Origin of the sequence: Nocardioides sp. 31GB23 (assembly GCF_040012395.1) — a bacterium.
Lineage (GTDB): Bacteria > Actinomycetota > Actinomycetes > Propionibacteriales > Nocardioidaceae > Nocardioides > Nocardioides salarius.
This window is the reverse complement of record NZ_JBDYKJ010000030.1, coordinates 12,555-34,748: the sequence shown is the minus strand read 5'-3', so window position 1 is coordinate 34,748 and position 22,194 is coordinate 12,555. Positions and strand designations below refer to the sequence as shown.

Sequence of the window (22,194 nt, the reverse complement as noted above, 5' to 3'; positions counted from 1 at the left end):
GGTGGTCACCGCGGCGCTCGCCGGGGCCGGGCTGGCGCTGCTGCCCGCGGCACCGGCGTCGGCCACGGTGTCGCCGTTCGTGTGCACCGACAACACCGTCTACACCGTCAAGGGCTCCAAGGGCTTCGACATCCGCAAGGTCAACAGCGTCACCGGGGCCAGCAGCGCCCACGGTGACTTCGACCCCGTCGACGACGACCACACCGTCAACGCCCTGGCGCTGCCCAAGGGGGGCGGCGACCACATCTGGGCGTTCGACCGCAAGGCCAACCAGGTCCTGCGCTTCGCCCGCACGCACACCACGAAGCGCTACGCCCTGTCCACCAACAGCAACGCGCGCGACGTCGTCGCCGGTGCGATCAACCCGGCGACCGGCATCTACTACTACGCGGCCGGCGGCAGCACCTGGACCGTCTACGCCTTCAACACCGTCACGGAGCAGGCCATCGGCCAGGTCGCCACCATCGCCGGGACCGGTCTGGGCGGCAACGGCGACTTCGCCTTCGACGGTTCCGGCACCCTGTGGGTCGTCAGCAACGACGGGTACACCGACGCGGGCACCCTGGCCCGGGTCAACGAGGCACTGCCCACCACGACCGGCGCGGTGGCGCTGTCGACGAGCACGCTCACCGCCACCCCCGGCAACGCCGGGCAGTACCACTCGATGGCCTTCGACTCCTCCGGCAACCTGGTGATCGGCACCAGCGCCGAGGTGGTCGCGCGGGTCAACCCCGCCTCCGGGGCGCTGGTGGGCTCCCCGTCCTCCGTCAGCTTCGACTTCTCCGACCTGGCCTCCTGCGCGCTGCCCAGCACCGGGAAGGCCCGCGTCGACCTGCCGCAGGGTCGCTACGCCGGCACCGACCAGTTCAAGGTCGAGCTCAGCGGCGGCGGGCTGGCCGCGCCGGTGAGCGGCACCACCGCGGGCACCGACACCGGCCTGCAGGACCAGGGCGCCGAGGTGGCCGGGCCGGCCGTGCTCGTGCCCTCGCAGACCTACACCGTCAAGCAGACCGCGGTCGGCACCACGGCCCTGACCGACTACACGAGCACCTGGAGGTGCCTCGACTCGGCGGGTGCCACCCTGGCCCAGGGGACGGGCAGCAGCGGGACCTTCACGATGCCCGGGGCCAGCGGCGCCGCGATCACCTGCACCTTCACGAACCTGCCGGTCAAGCCGGCCATCAGCCTCGTCAAGAGCGCCTCGACGATCAACGACCTCGACGGCAACGGGCCCGACGCCGGTGACACCATCACCTTCGGCTTCACGGTCGAGAACGACGGCAACAGCAGCCTCGACCCGGTCACCGTGCACGACCCGCGGCTCAGCGGCGCCTCACCCAACGTGGTCTGCCCCACCGGGTCGCTCGCGGCGGGCGCCTCGCGCACCTGCACCGCGCGCACCTACACGCTGAGCCAGGCCGACGTCGACGCCGGCCTGGTCGCCAACACCGCCACCGCCACCGGCAAGGCGCCCAGCGGCCGCACCGTCACCGCCCCGAGCTCGACCAACACCCCGGTGGGAGCGGCCCCGGCGGTCAAGCTGACCAAGAAGGCCACCTACCAGGACGTCGCCCCCACCGGGGCGAGCGCCGGCGACAGGATCGTCTACGACTTCACCGTCAAGAACACCGGCAACACGACGCTCTCGTCCCTGACGCTGGTCGACCCGCTCCTGGGCGGTCCGGTCACCTGCGCCACCACGACGTTGGCCCCTGCGGCCAGCACCACCTGCACCACCACGACGTACGTCGTCCAGCAGTCCGACGTCAACGCCGGCAAGGTCGACAACACTGCGACCGTGACCGGCACCTCCCCGAAGGGCTCGAAGGTCAGCGACCCCAGCTCCACCAGCACCCCGCTGGACGCCGAGCCGCGCATCGCGCTCGACAAGACCGCCGGCCCGGTCGTCGACAGGGACGGCAACGGCCCGGACGCCGGTGACACGATCACCTACTCCTTCGAGGTCACCAACTCCGGCGCCGTGACCCTCGACCCGGTCACGGTCGTCGACCCCAAGCTGGGCGCCATCACCTGCCCGGCGGGCGCGCTGGCGCCCGGGGCGAAGGTGTCGTGCTCCGACAAGACCTACGTGCTCACCCAGGCCGACGTCGACGGGGGCGTGGTCGACAACGTCGCCACCGCCACCGGCACCGCCCCGGGCGGGGCCAAGGTCCACGACGACGACGACACCAGCACCTCGGTGGTCGGCAGCCCGGGCGTCCGGCTGGTCAAGAGCGCCGGTCCGGTCGTGGACGAGGACGGCAACGGCCCGGACGCCGGTGACACGGTCGCCTACTCCTTCGAGGTCACCAACACCGGCACCGTGACGCTGGCCCCGGTCACGGTGCACGACCCGCGCCTGGGTGGCCCGGCTCCCAACGTGACCTGCCCCGGCGGCGCACTCGCGCCCGGCGCGTCCCGCTCCTGCACCGACGCGACGTACCCGCTGACTCAGGGCGACGTCGACGCCGGTGAGGTCACCAACCGGGCGACCGTGACCGGCACCCCGCCGAGCGGTCCCCAGGTCACCGACGACGACACCGTCACCACCCCCGTCGTGGCGACCCCGAGGATCCGCCTCGACAAGACCGCCTCGGCGATCGACGACCTCGACGGCAACGGGCCCGACGCGGGCGACACCGTCACCTTCGGCTTCGAGGTCACCAACACCGGCCCGGTCGCCCTCGACCCGGTCACCGTGCACGACCCGCTCTTCGGTGGTGCCGCGCCCAACACGACGTGCCCCTCCGGTGCGCTGGCGGCCGGCGCCTCCGTCACCTGCACGACCCGCGCCTACACGCTCACGCAGGCCGACGTCGACACCGGTCGCATCGACAACACCGCGACCGCCACCGGCACGGCGCCCTCGGGCCGCACCGTCGACGACAGCGACTCGACCAGCACGCCGATCGTGCCCGTCGTCGTCGAGGACGCCGACCTGGTGCTCACCAAGGACGTCGACAAGGCCTCGCCGCAGGCCGGTGACACCGTCACCTACACCCTCGCCGTGCGCAACGCGGGCGCCGGGGACGCGCAGGACGTCGAGCTCACCGACGTGCTGCCCACCGGCGTCACCTTCGTCTCCGCCAGCGCGCCCTGCACCCAGGCCGGCGGCACCGTGACCTGCGCGTGGGACACCCTGGCACCCGGGGAGGAGCGCAGCGTCAGCATCAAGGCCACCGTCGAGGCGCTGCCCGCCGGCGGCGGCGACCACCAGCACCTCGTCGACGTGCAGAAGGCGGAGGTGCACCTCGACCTCGAGCCCGGCCAGCGGCGCACCCTCGCCGTGACCTGCCCGTCGGGCTACCTGGCCACCGACGGCTCGGGGCGCGTCGACCACGTCGACCAGGGCACCGGCACCCTCGCCTCGGTCGGGGTGCTGAGCAGCCGGGCCACCGGCCTCGACACGTGGGAGGTCGAGGCGGTCAACGACGCCACCGGCCGCGCCCAGGCCAAGGTCTTCGCGGTCTGCGTGCAGACGCCGACCCTCACCGAGGCCGGCCACCACCACCCGCTGCAGGTCGGCTCGGAGCTCACCGCGACCGTCGACCTGTCCGCGGGCGCCGACTCGACCACCCTGCAGTGCGACCCGGGCGCGCGCCCGGTGCAGCCGGGGTGGTCGCTCGACGGCCGCGCGACGAGCCTGACGTCGTACCCCGCGGGCACCACGGGCTGGACCTTCGGGTTCGACCCCGACGGGGCCACCTCGGCCGACGTCTCGATCCGCTGCCTCGACGAGGAGGTCGGTGCGGCGTCCGGCCACACCCACCCGCTCGTGCTGGGTGAGGTCCGCGAGAGCGTGACCGTGCAGCCCGGGGAGGTGCGCGAGGTGACCCTGTCGTGCACCGGCGACGCCAAGGGCGTCGTGGCCGGCTGGGACCTCGACCCGGGCCTGGTCAACCTCGGCAACGACCCGCGTCCGGTGGTGCGGGTGTTCAAGCTCCTCAACCCGACCGCGGCCCCGCTGCAGGCCGACCTGTGGCTGCTGTGCCTCTCGACCCGCACCCAGGGCGGTGACACCCCGGCCGACGTCACCAACACCGGACGCGTGACCACCGCGTCGGTCGAGACCAGCACGGCCGACAACGTCGACAGCGCGACGTTCACGGTGCGGCCGGGCACGTCGGTCGCGACGCCCACCAGCGGCAAGGTCGTCGTCACCGGGACCAAGGTCGCCGCCCAGGTGGCCTGCACCTCGGCCACCGACGGCTGCGCGGGCACCGCGACGCTGGTGGCGCTGAAGACGCAGAGGCTGGGGGGCACGAAGGTCCGCAAGGGCACCACCCTGGCGACCAGCCGCTACAGCGTGGGCGCCGACAGCACCGGCAAGGTCGTGCTCAAGGCCACCAAGAAGGGCAGGAAGGCGCTGCGCTCGAAGAAGGTCCGCAAGGCGCGGCTCTCGATGGGCGGCACCACCCGCACCGTCACGCTGCGCCGCTGACGACGCCGACCCGGCCGGTGCACACCGGCCGGGTCGGCGTGGAGCCGTCTGCTAGACACCTGGTGTGACCCTCGAGCTCGGCCGCCACAGCTTCGCCGACGACCAGACGCTGATGATGGCGATCGTCAACCGCACGCCCGACTCGTTCTACGACAAGGGCGCCACCTGGGCCGAGGACAAGGCCTTCGAGCGGGTCGCCGCCGTGGTGGCGCAGGGCGCCGAGATCGTCGACATCGGGGGCATCAAGGCCGCCCCCGGCGCCGAGATCGACGCGGCCGAGGAGAAGAGCCGCGTGGTCGACTTCGTGGCCCGGGTCCGCGAGAGCTTCCCCGGCCTGGTGATCTCGGTCGACACCTGGCGCGCCGAGGTGGGCGACGCGGTGTGCCGCGCCGGCGCCGACGTGCTCAACGACGCCTGGGGCGGGGCCGACCCCGAGCTGGTGGACGTCGCTGCCGCCCACGACGCCGCCATCATCTGCACCCACACCGGCGGCGCGACCCCGCGGACCCGCCCCTACCGCGTCGAGTACGACGACGTGGTGGCCGCGGCGATCGCCGACACCACGGCGTACGCCGACCGGGCGGTCGCGGCGGGTGTCGACCCGCGCAGCGTGGTGATCGACCCGGCCCACGACTTCGGCAAGAACACCTTCCACTCCCTCGAGCTGACCCGTCGGCTGGGGGAGATGGTGGCCACCGGTCGCCCGGTGCTGGTCTCGCTGAGCAACAAGGACTTCGTGGGCGAGTCGCTCGACCTGCCCGTGGGCGAGCGGCTCACCGGCACCCTGGCCGCCACCGCGGTGTGCGCGCTGGCCGGGGCCCGGATCTACCGGGTGCACGAGGTGGTCGAGACCCGGCAGACCGTCGACATGGTCGACGTGATCGCCGGTCGGCTGCTCCCGGCCCGCGCGATCCGCGGGCTGCAGTAGGCCACCCGGCTTCGAGGTGGGCCGCTCAGCCGAGCAGCCCGTGACCCTCCAGGGCCGAGCGCAGGTCGGCGACCCCGTCGACGACGCGCGGGCCGGGGCGGGCCCAGTGGCCGTTGGCGTCGACGGGGTGCACCGGCACGCCGCTCGGCAGCAGCCCCGCCGCCACCATCCGGTCGGCCTGCTCCTGGGCGGCGGGCCGGTCGTAGCCGCAGGGCGCGACGACGACCAGGTCGGGGCGCGCGGCGTGCACGTCGTCCCAGGTCACCCGCACCGACTTCGCCCCGGCGGTGCCGAGCGCGCACTCGCCCCCGGCGGCCTCGACCATCTCGGGGATCCAGTGCCCCGGGGCGTACGGCGGGTCGGTCCACTCCAGCACCACGACGCGCGGGCGGCGGGCGCCGGTCGGCGGGGCCGCCGCCTGCTCGACGAGGGCCTCGAGCGGGGCGGCCAGGCGGGAGGCATCGTCGGGCCGCCCCACGGCCGCCCCGATGCGCAGCACGCTGTCGCGGATCTCGGCGAGGGTGTGCGGGTCGAAGGAGAGGACCTCGGCCCGGCAGCCGAGGTGGTCGAGCGCCTCGTCCACCGAGCCGACGTCGATCGCGCAGACCGCGCACAGGTCCTGGGTCAGCACCAGGTCGGGGTCGAGGTCGGCCAGGGCTCCCGCGTCGAGGCGGTAGAGGTCCTCGCCGGCGGCGGCCGCGCGAGCGACGTACGCATCGATCCCGGCGGGGTCCAGGCCCTCGGGCATGGTCGTCGACGAGACGATGCGGCGCTCGCGTGCCTGGGCGGGGTGGTCGCACTCGAAGGTCACGCCGATGACGTCGTCGCCGGCCCCGAGGTCGAAGAGGATCTCGGTGGTCGAGGGCAGGAGGGAGACGATCCGCTGTGGCCGCATGGAGGACACCGTAGGCGGGCCGGCCAGGAGGCGGGCCTAGGGTCGCGGTGTGGAGGATCCGACCCTGACCGTGCTGCTCCTGCTGGGGCTCGCCGCGCTCGTCGCCGGCTTCGTCGACGCGGTCGTCGGCGGCGGCGGGCTGATCCAGCTGCCGGCGCTGCTGGTGGGGCTGCCCGGCGCCAGCCCGGTGCAGATCCTGGCCACCAACAAGCTCGGCTCGATCTGCGGCACGAGCGTCAGCAGCGTGACGTTCTACCGGCGGGTGCGCCCCGATCCACGCACCTTCGGCCCGTTGATGCTCACCGCGTTCCTCGGCTCCGCGGGGGGCGCGGCGGTGGCGAGCCTGATCCCGCGCGAGGCGTTCGAGCCGATCGTGCTGGTGGTGCTGGTGCTCGTGGGCGCCTACGTGCTGTTCAAGCCCAGCCTGGGCCAGGTGACCGCGCTGCGCTTCGCCGGACGCCGCCACACCGGGGCGACGATGGGCACCGGCTTCGCCATCGGCTTCTACGACGGCGCCCTGGGCCCCGGCACCGGCTCCTTCTTCGTCTTCGCGCTGGTGGGGCTGCTCGGCTACGGCTTCCTCGAGGCCTCGGCCAAGTCGAAGATGGCCAACTGGGCCACCAACCTCGCCGCCCTGGTCGTCTTCATCCCGCAGGGAGCGGTGCTGTGGAAGGTCGGGCTGCTGATGGGCCTGGCCAACCTCGTCGGCGGGTACGTCGGCGCCCGCACCGCCGTGGCCAAGGGGTCGCGGTTCGTGCGGGTGTTCTTCATCGCCGTGGTGGCGGCGTTCGTGGTCAAGATCGGCGGCGACGTGACGGGGCTGTGGTGAGCGGGTGGTGAACGAGTGGTGAGCGAGCACGCGTCGTACCTCGTGGTGGGCCGTGACGCTGAGGTGGAGATCGAGGTGAGGCGCTCGCGCTTCCTGGCCACCGTCGCGCGGGTCGCGAGCGAGGACGAGGCGCGCGGCGTGGTCGAGCGGCTGCGCAAGCGCCACCACGACGCGCGCCACCACTGCTCCGCGATGGTCGTGGGGCCGCCGCCGGTGCCGGTGCAGCGCTCCTCCGACGACGGCGAGCCGGCGGGCACCGCGGGGGCGCCGATGCTCGAGGTGCTGCGCGGGGCCGGGCTCAGCGACACGGTCGCGGTGGTGACGCGGTGGTTCGGCGGCACGCTGCTGGGCGCCGGCGGGCTGGTGCGGGCGTACGGCGACGCGGTGCGCGCCGCGCTCGAGGTGGCCGGCACGCGCGAGCGGCGGCTGCTGCGCGAGCTCGGGCTCGAGGTCGACCACGCCGAGGCCGGCCGGGTCGAGGGCGAGCTGCGGGCGCGCGGCGTGGACGTGCTCGACGCGCGGTGGGGCGCGAGCGTGCACCTGGTGCTGGGCGTCGCGCCGGCCGACGAGGAGGCGACCCGGGCGGTGCTGGCCGAGGTGACCGGGGGAGCGGGCGAACCGGTCGTGCTGGGCGAGCGGTGGACGGGCTGAGCGGGGCCGGCGAGCCCTAGGGTGGGGTGCATGAGCATCCCCGTGGCGGTGGCCGACCTGGGTGAGACGCTGGCGAGGTTCGGTGCCGGGTTCCTGCTGACGACCGACCCGACGGTGCTGCCGGCGCGGGTCAAGGTGGTCTCGGTGCGACCGGTGCTCGACGACGACCTGCTCCTGCTGGGCTCGCCGGGGCGAGGGTCCCTGGCGAACGCTGCGGCGAACGAGACGGTGACGCTGCTGTTCCCGCCGTTGCAGGCCGGCGACTTCTCCCTGATCGTCGACGGCACCGCCGAGGTGAGCGGCGACGGCCTGCGGGTGCGCCCCACCGGTGCGGTGCTGCACCGACCCGCCGGCGGCGGGCCCGCATGAGCGGCGACCTGCCCGCGTCGAGCCCGCTGTGGATCAGCGCGTTCCTCGACCTCGCGGCCGAGGAGCTCGAGCGCGGCACCGCGTTCTGGGCGCAGGTCACCGGCACCACGCTGTCGACGGTGCGCGGCGAGCGGGCCGAGTTCACGACGCTGGTCCCGCCCGACGGCGACGACCACCTGCGGGTGCAGCGCCGCGACGAGGGGCCCTCGCGGGTCCACCTCGACCTGCACGTCGGCGACCAGGCGACCGCCGCGGAGCACGCCCGGCGGCTGGGGGCAGAGGTGGTGCACACGGCCGAGGAGGGGTACGTCGTGCTGCGCTCGCCGGGCGGGCTGACCTTCTGCTTCGTGGGCCACCCCGCGAGCAGGCGCAGCCGGCCCACCACGTGGCCGACCGGCCACCACTCGCAGGTCGACCAGCTCTCGATCGACGTCCCGGAGCGACTGCTGGAGGCGGAGCTGGCGTTCTGGCGCGACCTGACGGGCTGGCGGCTGCGCCGCACGGCGTACGAGGAGTTCCACCTGCTCGAGGTGCCGGCCGGGCAGCCGCTGCAGGTGCTGGTGCAGCGCCTCGACGACGACGCGTCCGAGGTGTCGGTGCACCTCGACCTGACCACCGACGACGTGGGCGCCGAGCTCGCCCGCCACGTCGCGCTCGGGGCGCGGGTCGTGACCAGCCACGACCACTGGACGGTGATGGCCGACCCCGGTGGGCTGCGCTACTGCATCGCCGGCGACCCGCCCGACGACGACGTCCCGGCCTGAGCGGTCGGCGCACTAGCGTGGTCGCGGTGACCCCGACCCCGCTGCCCGAGATCCCGTTCGTCGCCGACGAGGTGAGCGCGGTGCGCTCCTTCCTCGCCTACTTTCGGGCGACCCTGCGCCGCCAGGTCGAGGGCCTCACCGCCGAGCAGCTCGACCAGGCGCTGGCGCCGAGCCCGATGACGCTCGGCGGGATGCTCTCGCACCTCGCCTTCGTCGAGGACTACTGGTGCGGCCACGTGCTGCACGGCGACCAGCCGGCCGAGCCGTGGCGCAGCATCGACTGGGCGGCCGACCCCGACCAGGACTGGCACCGCGCCGCCGGGCGGACGGCCGACGAGCTGCTGGCCCTGCACGAGGCCGCGGTGCGCGCCGCCGACGAGGGGATCGACCGGGCCCTGGCCGCCGGTGGCCTCGACACCCTCGCCGTCGTCGAGCGGCACGGCGAGACAGCCAGTCTGCGCTGGATCCTCCTGCACCTGGTCGAGGAGTACGCCCGCCACGCGGGTCACGCCGACCTGATCCGCGAGTCGGTCGATGGCGCCACCGGCCTCTGAGCCGGCCTGCAGGAGTCCCCGGCCGGCCGGGGACTCCTACGCTTGTCAGGTGTTGCAACGCCCATCAAGCGCAGGAGCTCCCTGACAAGTCCGCGGCCGCCGGTGCCAAGGCCCGTACCAGGCGGCCCGGCGCGGCCCACGACCTACGGTGGGCAGATGCCGTCTGCGTTCCCCGCGTCCCCGCCGCCCCCTCATGACCGCAGTGCTCGCCACGCTCCTGACGGCGACGCGCTGCGCTGGGGCGACGGCTCGTACGGCGTCGTGCTCGCGCACGGCGCGGCGTTCGACGCCGCGAGCTGGCAGGACCAGGCCGAGGCGATGGCCGACCAGGGCAACAGCGTCGTCGCGGTCGAGGACCTGACGCCCGAGGCGATGACGGCAGCGGTGGACCGGCTGAGGGACGAGGGAGCCGAGAGCGTCGCCGACGTCGCCACCGAGCTGGCCGAGACCGCGCCCGGCGACAACGACGTGCTGCTGCTCCCCGGCTCCGACCACGCGCAGCACGTCTTCGACGGCCACCAGGCCGAGCCTGGCGGCTCTGCTGGGCGCTGTCGCCCCGCAGCGGCCCTAGACCGGCTCGGCGAAGCCCGGCAGCAGCTCGCGCAGGATCTCGCCGAAGGCCACGTCGGCCTCGAGCTGGGAGAGGATGCCGACCGCGCCGAGCCAGGTGCGGTGGATGAGCAGGTACGACGGCGGCAGGTTGATCTTCATCGCCACCGTGAACGACGGGTTCCGGGGGTCGTTGATGCGCTGGAACTGCTCCTGCATCCAGGCCCGCGTGAACTGGAAGCGCTCGGTGCGCGCGGGCTCCACGAACGGGGCGAGGTAGTCGAGCAGCTCGCGCGAGCCGATGCTGACACCGGGCTTGACGAAGCCCTCCTCGCGCAGCCCCTCGAGCAGCGTGGCGTCGTCCTCGATGCTGGCGATCCGGATCAGCGTGCCCATGGCGGTCGGCAGCCCGTCGGGCAGCCGCGCGACGGCGCCGTAGTCGAGCACGCCCATCCGCAGCGGCCCGCCGTCGATGCCGGGCACGACCCGGAAGTTGCCGGGGTGCGGGTCGGCGTGCAGCATCCCGGTCAGGCCGGGGGCGCCGAGCAGGAACCGGGTGAACAGGTCGCCGAAGCGGTCGCGCTCCTCCTGCGTGCCCTCCGCGATGACCTTGGCCAGCGACGAGGTCGAGTCGAGCCACTCGGTGACCAGCGTCGCCGGGCCGTGGGCCACCACGTCGGGCACCACGATGTCGGGGTCACCGGCGTACGCCGCGGCGAAGGCACGCTGGGCGGAGGCCTCGAGGTCGTAGTCGAGCTCCTCCTCCATCCGCGCCTGCATCTCGGCGACGAGCGGCTTCACGTCGAGGCCGGGCACCAGGGGCCCGATGCTGCGCGCGACGCGGGCCAGCTGGCGCAGGTCGGAGCGCAGCGCCTCGCCGGCGCGGGGGTACTGCACCTTGACCGCGACCTCGCGGCCGTCGTGCCAGCGGCCCTTGTGCACCTGCCCGATCGAGGCGGCCGCGGTCGGCCCGCCGTCGAGCCAGACCAGCTGGTCCTGCCAGTCGGCGCCCAGGTCGCGCGCGAGCGTGTCGCGCACGGTCTGGGTCGGCATCGGGGGAGCGGAATCCTGCAGCCTGGTCAGCTGCTCGCGGTAGGGCGCCGCCAGCTCGTCGGGCAGCGCCGACTCGAGCACCGACAGCGCCTGGCCGAACTTCATCGCCCCGCCCTTGAGCTCGCCCAGGGTGCGGAAGAGCTGCTCGGCGGTGCGCATCTGGATCTCGCTCATCACCGCCTCGGCCGGGCGACCGCCCAGGCGCTTGCCGAACCCGATCGCGTTGCGCCCGGCGTAGCCCAGCGGCAGTGCCGCCAGACGTGCGGTCCGCCCGAACGCCTTGCGCGGCATGTCGCTCATGGGCCCATTGTCACCCGGCCCGACAAACGGGCGCGTGCTCAGCCGACGAGGCGCTTGCGCAGCCCGCGTCGCTGCTCGCTGGCGCGCTGCTGCTCGCCGGCGTAGGCGCTGACCAGGACGACCGCACCGGTGAGGGCCGGCACGACCCACTGCAGCGCGGACAACCGGCGCTGGGCCTGCGCGACGTGCGGGGGCGTCTGGTCCAGCGGTGTGGTGCCGGACTCCGCCGGCACGTCGCGGTGCTCCGAGACGGTGCGCCCGAGCGAGCGCGAGTACGCCGTCGCGCCCAGCGCCGCGGCGGTGAGCGCGGTCTTGGTGCCGGCCATCGTCGGCACGCCCTGCTGGGCGGCGAGACGGCCCTTGTTGCCGATGAGCTGGCCGACGCTGCCGACCAGGTGGAGCCCGATCGCCCCGGCGTTGACCGGCGTCCACCGGTCCCAGCCCTCGTTGGCGACCGCTCCGGTGTCGCGGCTGTCGGAGGCCGCGCCGGCGGCGGCGTTGAGCGCCACGGCGTTGGCGAGGGTGCCGCCGAACCAGGCGGCCAGGCCGAGGTCGTGCATCGAGCGGGACAGGGTGTCGCGGGCCATCAGGTACTCCTTGCGCGTCGTCGGGGATCGGTCGACAGGCACCGTGCCCTCCGTCCCCGACGCGCAAGCCCACCCGCAGGGGTGGCGGCGCTCAGGCGCCTGTCGGGAAGGGCACCCCGGTGTTGCTGTGGCAGCGGTAGCCGTAGGGGTTCTTGGCCAGGTACTGCTGGTGCACGTCCTCGGCGTAGTAGTACGTCGGCGCCTCACGGACCTCGGTGGTGATCTCGCCGAGGCCGCGGCGGGCGAGCTCGTCGCCGTACACGCGGGTCAGCTCGAGGGCGGTCTGCTCCTGCCCGGGCGTGGTCCAGTAGATCGCAGAGCGGTACTGGGTGCCGACGTCGTTGCCCTGGCGCATGCCCTGGGTCGGGTCGTGCACCTCGAAGAACGCCTTGACCAGGTCGGCGTAGGAGACGACGGCCGGGTCGAAGACGACCCGCACGGCCTCGGTGTGGTTGGTGCGCCCCGAGCAGACCTCCTCGTAGGAGGGGTGCGGGGTGTCGCCGCCGGCGTACCCGACGGAGGTCGACCAGACCCCGGGCATCTTCCAGTACAGCTCCTCGGCGCCCCAGAAGCAGCCGAGCCCGAAGACCGCGACCTCGTGCCCGGCGGGCGCCTGGTCGGTCACGACGGGGGAGTCGAGGACGACGTGCCGGTCGGAGAGGTGCCAGGGGCTCTCGCTGCGCCCGGGCAGGGTCTGCTCGGGGGCGATCAGGTCGCTCTGCTTGCGGGTGAAGAACATGCGGTGGTCCTCCTCGGGGTGGGTGTCCGAGGGGTACAACACCGGGGGAGGTCAGATGGTTCCCGCGTGAGTACCCTCGACGGGTGAGCGAGCAGCAGCACCTGGCCAAGGCGGGCTTCGAGACCCGCGCCATCCACGCCGGCTACGAGCCGGACCCCACGACGGGGGCGGTGATCCCGCCGATCTACGCGACGTCGACCTACAAGCAGGACGGCGTCGGCGGCCTGCGGGGCGGCTACGAGTACTCCCGCTCGGCCAACCCGACCCGCACCGCGCTCGAGGGCAACATCGCGGCGCTCGAGCAGGGCGAGCGCGGCTTCGCCTTCGCCTCCGGTCTGGCCGCCGAGGACACCCTGGTGCGTGCGCTGTGCACGCCCGGCGACCACGTGGTCATCCCCGACGACGCGTACGGCGGCACCTACCGCCTCTTCGACAAGGTCGAGAAGGCCTGGGGCCTCGAGCACAGCCCGGCGGCCGTCTCCGACGTCGACGCCGTGCGCGCGGCGATCCGCCCCGGGCAGACGAAGATCGTGTGGGTCGAGACGCCCACCAACCCGCTGCTGACCATCGGCGACATCGAGGCGCTGGCCGCCGTCGCCCACGAGGCCGGGGCGCTGCTGGTCGTCGACAACACCTTCGCCTCGCCCTACCTGCAGCAGCCGCTGACCCTGGGCGCCGACGTGGTGCTGCACTCGACCACGAAGTACTGCGGCGGGCACTCCGACGTGGTCGGCGGCGCGCTCGTCGTGCGCGACCTCGAGATCGCCGACAAGGTCGCCTTCCACCAGAACGCCATCGGCGCAGTGGCCGGGCCCTTCGACGCCTGGCTGACCCTGCGCGGCCTCAAGACCCTGGGCGTGCGGATGGACCGGCACTGCGACAACGCCGAGAAGGTCGTCGACTTCCTGCTCGACCACCCCAAGGTCGAGCAGGTCGTCTACCCCGGCCTCGCCTCGCACCCCGGCCACGAGATCGCGGCGCGCCAGATGAAGCGCTTCGGCGGCATGGTCTCCTTCCGCGTCAGCGGCGGCGAGCAGGCCGCGCTCGCGGTCTGCGAGGGCACCGAGGTCTTCACCCTGGGCGAGTCGCTGGGCGGCGTCGAGTCGCTCATCGAGCACCCGGGGCGGATGACCCACGCCAGCGTCGCCGGCACCGACCTCGAGGTGCCCGCCGACCTGGTGCGGCTCTCGGTCGGCATCGAGACCGCCGAGGACCTGGTCGCCGACCTCGACCGCGCACTCGGTTGAGCCGCGTGCGGCGCCGCCGACGCGCCGTCCGCGTCGCATAGGTTGAGCGGTGTGGACGAGCAGGAGGTGACCGGCACCGATCCCGCCGGCGACGTCGCGATGGCCCGGCCCGACCCGGCGGCCCCGGCCCCCGGCGGGCGACTGCGGCGGCGCGCCCTGCGCACCCGCTCGGTCGAGGAGGAGGAGGGCCTGGCGCACCGGCTCTTCCAGCAGTGGAGCCAGCTGCGCGACGAGCGGGAGCGCCGGCTGACCCCGCCCGAGCTGGTCAGCGGGGCCGACGCCTACCCGCGCACCCACGTGCCGCCGGGCGTCGAGCTCGCGGCGGCCTGGGCATGGCGCTTCCTGGTCATCGTGGCGGCCGGCGCGGTGATCGCCTGGACCGTCGGCTACCTCTCGGTGATCGTGCTGCCGATCGTGGTCGCGCTGCTGGTCACGGCGCTGGCCGTGCCCGCGGTCGACCTGCTGACCCGGCTGCGGGTGCCGCGCGGGCTCGCCGCGCTGCTGGTCGTGGTGGGCGGGCTGGCCACGGTCAGCGCGCTGCTCACCTTCGTGGGCCAGCAGGTGGCCAACGGCGCCACGGACCTGGCCGAGCAGACCGTCGCCGGTCTGGGCCAGATCCGCGGCTGGCTCGAGGACGGGCCGCTCAACGCCAGCGACTCCCAGGTCGACCGGTGGATCAACGACGCGCAGCGCCTGATCACCGACCAGACCAGCGACGGCCAGGTGGTCACCCGGCTCACCGAGGTGGGCACCACGCTGACCCACGTCTTCGCCGGCTTCTTCATCGTCCTCTTCTCCACCTACTTCTTCATGGCCGACGGCCAGCGGATCTGGTCGTGGCTGGTGCGCCTCGCGCCGCGGGTGGCCCGCCCCCGGGTCGACTCCTCGGGTCGCGTCGCCTGGATCTCGCTGACCCAGTTCGTGCGGGCCACCGTCGTGGTCGCCCTCGTCGACGCCGTCGGCATCGCCGGCTGGGCCTGGTTCCTCGGGGTGCCCTTCGTGGCCGCCATCGGCGTGCTGGTCTTCCTGGGCGCCTTCGTGCCGATGATCGGTGCCACCATCGCGGGCACGGTCGCGATCCTCGTGGCGCTGGTCGACCAGGGGCCGGTGGCCGCGCTGCTGATGCTGGTCGGGGTGATCGTGGTCCAGCAGGTCGAGGGCCACGTGCTGCAGCCCTTCCTGATGGGCCGCTGGGTCTCGGTGCACCCGCTGGCGGTGATCGTCGCGATCGCCACCGGCGTGCTGGTCGCCGGCATCGCCGGGGCCCTGGTCGCCGTGCCGCTGGCCGCGGCGCTCAACGCCGTGGTGCAGCACCTCGCCGCCAACACCGCCCCGGGCGACGACCCCGAGGAGGAGCTCGCCGAGGACTACGGCGAGAGCGCCGCCTCGGTCGACGTGCAGGAGCACGCCGACGCCCCGGTCGCGGGGGAGCCGTCGTGAGCGAGGTGCCCACCGTCGGGCTCGCCGACATCGAGGCCGCGCGCGAGGTCCTCGCCGGCGTCGCGGTGCGGACGCCGATGGAGGAGTCTCGCTGGCTCTCGGAGCTGGTCGGCGGCGAGGTGCGCCTGAAGGCCGAGAACCTGCAGCGCACCGGCTCGTTCAAGGCCCGCGGTGCCTACGTGCGCATCTCGCGGCTCAGCGAGGAGGAGCGGGCCCGTGGCGTCGTCGCGGCCTCGGCCGGCAACCACGCCCAGGGCGTGGCCCTGGCCGCGCAGCTGCTCGGCATCTCCGCCACCGTCTTCATGCCCGAGGGCGCGCCGATCCCCAAGGAGCGCGCCACCCGCGGCTACGGCGCCGACGTGGTCTTCTCCGGGCAGTACCTCGAGGACGCGCTGGTCGCGGCCCACGAGTTCGCCGAGCGCACCGGCGCGGTGCTGATCCATCCCTTCGACCACCCCGACGTGGTGGCCGGGCAGGGCACGGTGGGCCTGGAGATCATCGAGCAGCTGCCCGAGGTGGCCACCGTGGTGGTGCCCACCGGCGGGGGCGGGCTGCTCGCCGGGGTGGCCCTGGCCGTCAAGGCGCTGCGCCCCGACGTACGCGTCGTGGGCGTGCAGGCCAAGGACGCCGCGGCCTACCCGGGCTCGCTGGAGGCCGGCCGGCCGACGCCGTTGACGGTGATGCGCACGATGGCCGACGGCATCGCCGTGGGCCGGCCCGGCGACCTGACCTTCGCCGCGGTGGTCGAGCACGTCGACGACGTCGTCACCGTCAGCGAGGACTCGCTGGCGCGGGCGGTGCTGTCGCTGGCCGAGCGGGCCAAGCTGGTCTGCGAGCCGGCCGGCGCGGCGGCGGTCGCGGCCCTGCTCGACCACCCCGACGCGTTCGAGGCGCCGGTGGTGGCGGTGCTCTCGGGCGGCAACATCGACCCGCTGCTGCTGGGCAAGGTGATCCGGCACGGCATGGCCGCCGCCGGTCGCTACCTCAACCTCGACGTCACCATCCCCGACGCCCCCGGCGGCCTGGCCCGGCTGCTCACCGAGGTCAGCGCCGCGGGCGCCAACGTCCTCGAGGTCGCCCACGAGCGGATCTCGCCGGCCCTGTCGATGGACGAGGTCGAGGTGCACCTGCAGCTCGAGACGCGCGGCTCGGCGCACTCCGACACCGTGCTCGCGCGGCTGCGCGAGCACGGCTACCGCGTCCTGGAGTGAGCGTGCCCTCGTCGGTCGAGCGGTGGTCGAGAACCGGTGAGATGCCTGCTCGCCGTACGCCATGGGGTCACGGGGTCTCGGCGACGCTCGAGCCTTCGGCCCTCGCTGCTCGACCAACGGCGGCCGCGGTGCTCGAGTGGTCACGGACGACATCGTCCGGGACCCCGGCTCTGTCGTCTGTGACCACTGGGTGCTCGACCCTTGTTGGTCGAGCGGTGGTCGAGAACCGGTGAGGTGCCTGCTCGCCGTACGCCGTGGGGTCACGGGGTCTCGGCGACGCTCGAGCCTTCGGCCCTCGCTGCTCGACCAACGGGGGCGTCGCTCGACCAACGGCGGCAGGCATGCGTCGAGCCGGCTCGTTCGAACGAGCCGGCTCGCGTGCGTGGGGCGTGCCTCAGACGGTGTAGGGCACCGCGTCGAGGATGACGACCTCGAGCATCTTGCCGTTGGGGGCCTCGTAGGAGACCGTGTCGCCGCGGCTGGCGCCGTTGATGGCCTGGCCCAGCGGGGACTGCGGGGAGTAGACCTTGAGGTCCTCGACCGAGTCCTCGATCTCGCGGGCCCCGAGCAGGAAGGTCTCGGCCTCGTCGTCGTCGTCACCGACGAACTTGTAGGTGATCTTCATGCCCGGCTCGACGACACCGTCGTCGGGAGGGGTCTCGCCGATCTCGGCGCGGCGCAGCATGTCCTCGAGCTGGCGGATGCGGCCCTCGATGCGGCCCTGCTCCTCGCGGGCGGCGTGGTAGCCGCCGTTCTCCTTGAGGTCGCCCTCGTCGCGGGCGTTGCTGATGCGCTCGATGACGTCCGCACGCACCGGGCCCTTGAGGTCCTCGAGCTCGGCGTTGAGCTTGTCGAAGGCGTCCTTGGTCAGCCAGATCTTGCCCGGCTCGGTCGACTGCGTCATGGGTGGCTCCTACGGGGGGTGCGTCAGGGTGTGGTCGTCCGCACCCGTTGTCGTTGGGTGTGTCTCGTGCGGATCTGACGTGGTCGGAGCACCAGAGAGGCGCTCGACTCGGTCGCGGGCCTTCGTCCTGGCGGGCCCGGCGGGAGCGTCAGAACGACCACCTTAACAATCCCGGGCCCAAAGCGCAGGCCGAGACGTCCGCCCGTAGGGATGAGAGCGGCCCCCGGAGGGGGTCGCGGCGGGCCGGACGGGCCCGTCAGCGGGGGCGGAGCTGGCCGTCGGCGGTGCAGCCGACGTTCTCCACGGCGGTCGCGAGCCGCTCGGTGCGCACGCTGATCTCGGTGCGCCCGTCACCGGTCGGGGTGAAGACCCGCTCGCCGACGACGACCTTGTCGGTGGCGTAGGCGCGCACCAGGCACTGCACGTCGGTGGCGTCGCTCTCGACGCGCACGTCGACCACCGCGGTGGTCGTGTGGACGTCGACGACCTCGAAGCCGACGATGTCCGAGCGCACCGGCGGGCTCGCGTGCACCAGGGTCGTCCACGCCAGCCAGCCCAGCGAGGCCGCGGCCACCACGGCGACCACCGCGAGCAGCGAGCGGCGCCGCCACGGCGACGGGGCGCCGTACCGCTCGGTGAGGAGGTCCTGGGAGGTCACCCGTCCATGGTGACACCTACGATGGAACCCATGTCGCAGCACCCCCAGCCGAGCAGCGCCCCGCCGGCCAGCCACCACGACGGCAGCCGCCCCTACGAGGGGTTGCGCCTGATGCACGTGCACGCCCACCCCGACGACGAGTCGAGCAAGGGGGCGGCGTCGACCGCGCGCTACGTCGACCAGGGCGCCCAGGTGCACGTGGTGACCTGCACGGGCGGGGAGCGGGGCTCGATCCTCAACCCCAAGATGGAGCGCCCCGACATCCTGGCCAACATCACCGAGGTGCGCCGCCAGGAGATGGAGCGCGCGCGCGACATCCTCGGCATCACCCAGCACTGGCTGGGCTTCGTCGACTCCGGCTGGCCCGACGGCGACCCCAAGCCGCCGCTGCCCGAGGGCTGCTTCGCGCTGGCCCCGATGGAGGAGTCGGTCGAGGCGCTGGTGCGCATCATCCGCCAGGTCCGCCCCCACGTGCTGACGACGTACGACGAGCGCGGGGGCTACCCGCACCCCGACCACGTGCGCTGCCACGAGGTCAGCGTCGCGGCGTTCGAGGCCGCCGGAGACGCCGGGCGCTTCCCCGACGCGGGCGAGCCCTGGCAGCCGCTGAAGCTGTACTACCACCACTCGTTCAACCGCCCCCGCATGGAGGCGCTGCACGCCGCGATGCAGGCCCACGGCCTGGAGTCGCCGTGGGAGGAGCGGCTGAAGACCTGGAAGCCGGAGCCCGAGTGGGACGCCCGGATCACGACCAAGGTCGAGTGCGGCGCCTACTTCGGGGTGCGCGACCAGGCGCTGCTGGCGCACGCCACCCAGATCGACCCCGACGGCCACTGGTTCGCGATCCCGCGCGAGCTGCAGGTCGAGGTGTGGCCGACCGAGGACTACGAGCTCGTGGTGAGCCACATCGCCTCGACGACGCCCGAGGACGACCTCTTCGCGGGCATCGAGGCCCCGGGTGGCACGCTGTGAGCATGCTGCTGCCCGAGCTCGTCGTCCACCTCGCCCCGGTCCTCGACCTGGTCCGGCTGACCGACGAGGTCCCCGAGCCCGAGGACGTCAAGGCCGGCTGGGGCGCGCTGGCGATCTTCGCCGGCATGGCGCTGGCCGTGGCGCTGCTGGGCTGGAGCCTCTTCCGCCAGCTGCGCAAGGTCGAGCACGGCCGCGCGACCGGGGTCTACGGCGACGTCCCCGCCGAGCCGCACGAGGGCGGGCACGACGGGGACGACAGGAACAACGGGGACGACAGGAACGACGCCGCGCGCCCCTGAGCGGGGCACTCGGCGCCGGGCCGCTCAGCCCTCGGGCGTCTGCTGCGCCTCGACCTGCTGGCGGACCTCGTCCATGTCGAGCTCGCGCACGGCCTGGATGACCTGGTCGAGCGCCGGGGCCGGCAGGGCGCCGGGCTGGGCGAAGACCAGGATGCCCTCGCGGAAGGCCATCAGGGTCGGGATCGACTGGATGCCCGCCGCTGCGGCCAGCTGCTGCTGGGCCTCGGTGTCGATGGAGCCGAAGGTGATGTCGGAGTTGGCCTCGGAGGCCGCCTCGTAGGTCGGCGCGAACTGCTTGCAGGGCCCGCACCAGTCGGCCCAGAAGTCGACCAGGAGGATGTCGTCCTCCTTCACGTGGGTCTCGAAGTTGGCCTCGGTCAGCTCGATGGTTGCCATGTCTCCACCGTACGACGCGCTCGTGAGGTCACCTCACCCCGCGCAGGCGCGGGCGAAGCGGCCCAGCAGGTCGGGCCAGTCGGTGCACCGCTGGCGCAGGACCAGGTTGGTGGAGTCCCAGCCGCCGTGGCGCAGCTCGACGAGGCACACGCCCCCCTCGTCGGTGAAGGTCGCGTCGAGCCAGGTGGGCCGCACGCCCTCGGGGCCCCACCAGTGGGGCAGGTAGGTCTGGGCGTAGTGGGCGCCCGGCTCCCAGGCGGTGACCCGGCCCAGCGGCCGGGGTGTCCCGTCGAGGTGCAGCACGACCTCGCCCCCGACGCCGGGCGTGACCTCGATCCCGCCGAAGGCCGCCGCGTCGGGGGTGGAGGCGGGGTCCCACCAGGTGCCCAGGTCGGTGAAGACCTCGAAGGCGCGGCGGGCGTCACAGGCCACGTCGACGGCGTGGTGCAGCGGGTCGTCGGGCGCGCTCATCGGCCCCGGCCCTGCTGGTCCTGGCCTCGGCCCTGCTGGGCAGGGGGTTGCTCGCCGGAGGCGTCGTCGCCCCCGGAGGCCAGTCCCGCGACGAGCACCAGCAGGAGGACGGCGGCGACCGCGCCGGCCACACCGCGTTGGTGGGCCGGGGTCTCGCGCAGCCGCGCCCACAGCCGGCCCGGGGCGTGCGCGACCGCGGCGCCGGCCCGGTCGGGCAAGGTCTCGCCCGGCACCCGGGCGGTGACCCGCACGGGGGCGGTCAGCACCGCGGTCGGGTCGGCACCCTGGGGTGCGCGCAGGTCCTCCAGCGACGCGGCGACCTCGTGGGCGGCGGGGCGCTGCCCCGGGTCGGCGGCGGTCATCGCGAGCAGCAGCCGCCGCCAGCGGTCGTCGAGGGTGCTGGGCACGTCGGGGTCGCGGTGCAGCCGGGCCATCGCCGACTCGGTGGGGCTGCCGGGGAAGGCGCGCTCGCCGGTCAGCGACTCCAGCAGCACCAGGCCCAGGGAGTAGACGTCGACGGCGGTGCTGACGTCCTCGCCGCGGACCTGCTCGGGGGAGAGGTAGGCGGCGGTGCCCACCGCGGTGCCGGTGCGGGTGTGGCGCACGGTGTCGCCGATCAGCCGGGCGATGCCGAAGTCGGCCAGCTTGACCCGGCGGTCGTCGCCGAGCAGCACGTTGGCGGGCTTGAGGTCGCGGTGCACCACGCCCCGGTCGTGGGTGTGGGCCAGCGTGGAGGCCAGCTCGGCGCCCACCCGGGCGGTCTCCACCGCGCCCAGCGGGCCCTCGGCCAGCGCGGCCGACAGCGAGCGGCCCTCGACCAGCTCCATCACCAGGAACGTGTGCTCCTCGTCGATGCCGGCGTCGAGGACGGTGACCAGGCCGCGGTGCGACAGGTTGGCCAGGGTGCGGGCCTCGGCGGTGAAGCGGGCCCGGTCGGCCGGGTCGCCGGCCACGTCGCGCAGCACCTTGACCGCCACCTGGCGGTCCAGCAGCCGGTCGGTGGCCCGGTGCACGTCGGCCATCCCGCCCGAGCCCAGCAGCGGGCCGAGCTCGTACCTGTCGTTGAGGAGGGGGGAGACCACGAGCGCAGTCTGGCACCACCCGGCCGCCCCGTCGGGGTGGTGGGCCCCGGCCAGGGCGTCGTTAGGCTCGCCGGATGGACGATCAGACCGGTGCCCCCCGCGTGGTGGTCCTCGACGTCAACGAGACGCTCTCGGACCTCTCGCCCCTCGACGAGGCCTTCACCGAGGTGGGGCTGGCCGCCCACGAGCGGCAGGCGTGGTTCGCCGGCGTGCTCCGCGACGGCTTCGGCCTGGGGCTCGCCGGGGCGCCGGCCCCCTTCGCCGACGTGGCGTCAGGGCTGCTGCGGGCGCGGCTGCTCGAGCAGGGCACCGGCGCCGACCAGGTCGAGGCCGCGGTCGAGCACGTGATGGGCCGGTTCGCCACCCTCACCGTGCACCGCGACGTGGGCCCGGGCATCCGGGCGCTGCGCGCCGCCGGGCTGCGGGTCGTGACGCTGAGCAACGGCTCGGCCGGCGTCGCCGAGGGGCTGCTCGACCGCGCCGGGCTGCGCGACCACGTCGACCTGGTGCTCTCGGTCGAGGACGCGCCGGCGTGGAAGCCCGCGGCGGCGGCGTACGCGCACGCGCTGGAGGAGTGCGGCGTCGAGGCGCACGAGGCGATGCTGGTGGCGGTGCACCCGTGGGACGTCGACGGCGCGGCCCGCGCCGGGCTGCGCACCGGGTGGGTCGACCGCAGCGGGCGCGACGCCTACCCCACGCACCTGCGCGCACCCGAGCTGCGTTCCCCGTCGCTGGCCGAGCTGGCCGGCGACCTGCTCACCGCCGAGCTGAAGTAGCCCCGAACGTGGCACCGGCCCGCCCGGGGCGAGGAGCCCCGGACGGACCGGTGGGTGTGCGTGAGCGCCGGTGGCGCTC

22 protein-coding genes are annotated in these 22,194 nt (G+C 74.0%); 13 read left to right on the top strand and 9 right to left on the bottom strand.

Features of this window, described 5'->3' with window-relative positions; all coding sequences use genetic code 11:
- The first annotated feature begins 1 nt into the window (after position 1).
- Positions 2-4,441, top strand: a complete 4,440-nt coding sequence (locus ABKW28_RS11390) for a DUF11 domain-containing protein (protein ID WP_348609515.1) — start codon at positions 2-4, stop codon at positions 4,439-4,441.
- A gap of 64 nt (positions 4,442-4,505) precedes the next feature.
- Positions 4,506-5,369 carry a dihydropteroate synthase gene (folP, locus tag ABKW28_RS11385; RefSeq protein WP_348609512.1) on the top strand — a complete coding sequence of 288 codons (864 nt, stop codon included), beginning with the start codon at positions 4,506-4,508 and terminating at the stop codon, positions 5,367-5,369.
- A gap of 25 nt (positions 5,370-5,394) precedes the next feature.
- On the opposite strand, the gene ABKW28_RS11380 is transcribed toward folP, so the two are convergent.
- Entirely contained in the window at positions 5,395-6,264 is an 870-nt protein-coding gene (locus ABKW28_RS11380; protein ID WP_348609509.1) for an ABC transporter substrate-binding protein, read from the bottom strand.
- A gap of 49 nt (positions 6,265-6,313) precedes the next feature.
- Here ABKW28_RS11380 and ABKW28_RS11375 point away from each other — a divergent pair, with 49 nt between their 5' ends.
- Genes ABKW28_RS11375 through ABKW28_RS11355 form a run of 5 tightly spaced genes read left to right on the top strand, consistent with a single transcriptional unit; the run spans position 6,314 to position 9,431 of the window.
- Positions 6,314-7,093: a TSUP family transporter gene (locus ABKW28_RS11375; RefSeq protein ID WP_341231557.1), complete on the top strand. Its 780-nt coding sequence runs from the start codon at positions 6,314-6,316 to the stop codon at positions 7,091-7,093.
- Between the two features lie 18 nt (positions 7,094-7,111).
- The gene (locus ABKW28_RS11370; RefSeq protein WP_348609506.1) at positions 7,112-7,744 is read left to right on the top strand and encodes a YigZ family protein; all 633 of its coding nucleotides are present in this window, start codon (positions 7,112-7,114) and stop codon (positions 7,742-7,744) included.
- Between the two features lie 30 nt (positions 7,745-7,774).
- The gene (locus ABKW28_RS11365) at positions 7,775-8,113 is read left to right on the top strand and encodes a pyridoxamine 5'-phosphate oxidase (RefSeq protein ID WP_348609503.1); all 339 of its coding nucleotides are present in this window, start codon (positions 7,775-7,777) and stop codon (positions 8,111-8,113) included.
- Positions 8,110-8,877 carry a VOC family protein gene (locus ABKW28_RS11360; protein WP_348609494.1) on the top strand — a complete coding sequence of 256 codons (768 nt, stop codon included), beginning with the start codon at positions 8,110-8,112 and terminating at the stop codon, positions 8,875-8,877. The genes ABKW28_RS11365 and ABKW28_RS11360 overlap by 4 nt, the downstream gene beginning before the upstream one ends.
- A 26-nt stretch (positions 8,878-8,903) precedes the next feature.
- On the top strand, positions 8,904-9,431 hold the full coding sequence (locus tag ABKW28_RS11355; protein WP_341231553.1) for a DinB family protein: 528 nt from the start codon (positions 8,904-8,906) through the stop codon (positions 9,429-9,431).
- A gap of 567 nt (positions 9,432-9,998) precedes the next feature.
- On the opposite strand, the gene ABKW28_RS11350 is transcribed toward ABKW28_RS11355, so the two are convergent.
- Genes ABKW28_RS11350 through msrA form a run of 3 tightly spaced genes read right to left on the bottom strand, consistent with a single transcriptional unit; the run spans position 9,999 to position 12,659 of the window.
- Positions 9,999-11,333: an AarF/ABC1/UbiB kinase family protein gene (locus tag ABKW28_RS11350; RefSeq protein WP_348609491.1), complete on the bottom strand. Its 1,335-nt coding sequence runs from the start codon at positions 11,331-11,333 to the stop codon at positions 9,999-10,001.
- A gap of 38 nt (positions 11,334-11,371) precedes the next feature.
- Positions 11,372-11,962, bottom strand: a complete 591-nt coding sequence (locus ABKW28_RS11345) for a hypothetical protein (protein WP_348609488.1) — start codon at positions 11,960-11,962, stop codon at positions 11,372-11,374.
- A gap of 49 nt (positions 11,963-12,011) precedes the next feature.
- Entirely contained in the window at positions 12,012-12,659 is a 648-nt protein-coding gene (gene msrA, locus ABKW28_RS11340; RefSeq protein ID WP_348609538.1) for a peptide-methionine (S)-S-oxide reductase MsrA, read from the bottom strand.
- Between the two features lie 83 nt (positions 12,660-12,742).
- Between msrA and ABKW28_RS11335 the strand changes: the two genes are divergently transcribed.
- From ABKW28_RS11335 to ilvA, 3 genes are read left to right on the top strand one after another with little or no spacing between them, the layout of a single operon-like run.
- Complete coding sequence (locus tag ABKW28_RS11335; protein ID WP_348609485.1) at positions 12,743-13,906, top strand: cystathionine gamma-synthase; 1,164 nt, start codon at positions 12,743-12,745, stop codon at positions 13,904-13,906.
- 51 nt (positions 13,907-13,957) lie between these two features.
- The gene (locus ABKW28_RS11330) at positions 13,958-15,346 is read left to right on the top strand and encodes an AI-2E family transporter (RefSeq protein WP_307822834.1); all 1,389 of its coding nucleotides are present in this window, start codon (positions 13,958-13,960) and stop codon (positions 15,344-15,346) included.
- Positions 15,343-16,557, top strand: a complete 1,215-nt coding sequence (gene ilvA / locus ABKW28_RS11325; RefSeq protein ID WP_193668978.1) for a threonine ammonia-lyase — start codon at positions 15,343-15,345, stop codon at positions 16,555-16,557. Before ABKW28_RS11330 ends, ilvA begins: the two co-directional genes overlap by 4 nt.
- Positions 16,558-16,951: 394 nt before the next feature.
- On the opposite strand, the gene greA is transcribed toward ilvA, so the two are convergent.
- Together greA and ABKW28_RS11315 are read right to left on the bottom strand one after the other, a co-directional pair.
- Positions 16,952-17,461: a transcription elongation factor GreA gene (gene greA / locus ABKW28_RS11320; protein ID WP_193668979.1), complete on the bottom strand. Its 510-nt coding sequence runs from the start codon at positions 17,459-17,461 to the stop codon at positions 16,952-16,954.
- Positions 17,462-17,717: 256 nt separating this feature from the next.
- Positions 17,718-18,119: a DUF4307 domain-containing protein gene (locus ABKW28_RS11315; RefSeq protein ID WP_348609482.1), complete on the bottom strand. Its 402-nt coding sequence runs from the start codon at positions 18,117-18,119 to the stop codon at positions 17,718-17,720.
- Between the two features lie 30 nt (positions 18,120-18,149).
- Here ABKW28_RS11315 and mca point away from each other — a divergent pair, with 30 nt between their 5' ends.
- Positions 18,150-19,091 carry a mycothiol conjugate amidase Mca gene (gene mca / locus ABKW28_RS11310; RefSeq protein WP_348609479.1) on the top strand — a complete coding sequence of 314 codons (942 nt, stop codon included), beginning with the start codon at positions 18,150-18,152 and terminating at the stop codon, positions 19,089-19,091.
- A 2-nt stretch (positions 19,092-19,093) separates the two neighbouring features.
- Positions 19,094-19,390 carry a hypothetical protein gene (locus tag ABKW28_RS11305; protein ID WP_348609476.1) on the top strand — a complete coding sequence of 99 codons (297 nt, stop codon included), beginning with the start codon at positions 19,094-19,096 and terminating at the stop codon, positions 19,388-19,390.
- Between the two features lie 24 nt (positions 19,391-19,414).
- On the opposite strand, the gene trxA is transcribed toward ABKW28_RS11305, so the two are convergent.
- The 3 genes from trxA to ABKW28_RS11290 are packed head-to-tail and all read right to left on the bottom strand — an operon-like array spanning position 19,415 to position 21,339.
- Entirely contained in the window at positions 19,415-19,786 is a 372-nt protein-coding gene (trxA, locus tag ABKW28_RS11300) for a thioredoxin (protein WP_193668983.1), read from the bottom strand.
- Between the two features lie 33 nt (positions 19,787-19,819).
- Positions 19,820-20,257 (bottom strand): hypothetical protein, encoded by a 438-nt coding sequence (locus ABKW28_RS11295; protein ID WP_348609473.1) that lies wholly within the window; start codon positions 20,255-20,257, stop codon positions 19,820-19,822.
- Positions 20,254-21,339, bottom strand: coding sequence for a serine/threonine-protein kinase (locus ABKW28_RS11290; RefSeq protein WP_348609470.1), 1,086 nt, complete (start codon positions 21,337-21,339; stop codon positions 20,254-20,256). Before ABKW28_RS11290 ends, ABKW28_RS11295 begins: the two co-directional genes overlap by 4 nt.
- A gap of 74 nt (positions 21,340-21,413) precedes the next feature.
- Between ABKW28_RS11290 and ABKW28_RS11285 the strand changes: the two genes are divergently transcribed.
- On the top strand, positions 21,414-22,115 hold the full coding sequence (locus ABKW28_RS11285) for a haloacid dehalogenase type II (RefSeq protein WP_348609467.1): 702 nt from the start codon (positions 21,414-21,416) through the stop codon (positions 22,113-22,115).
- Positions 22,116-22,194: the final 79 nt, after the last annotated feature.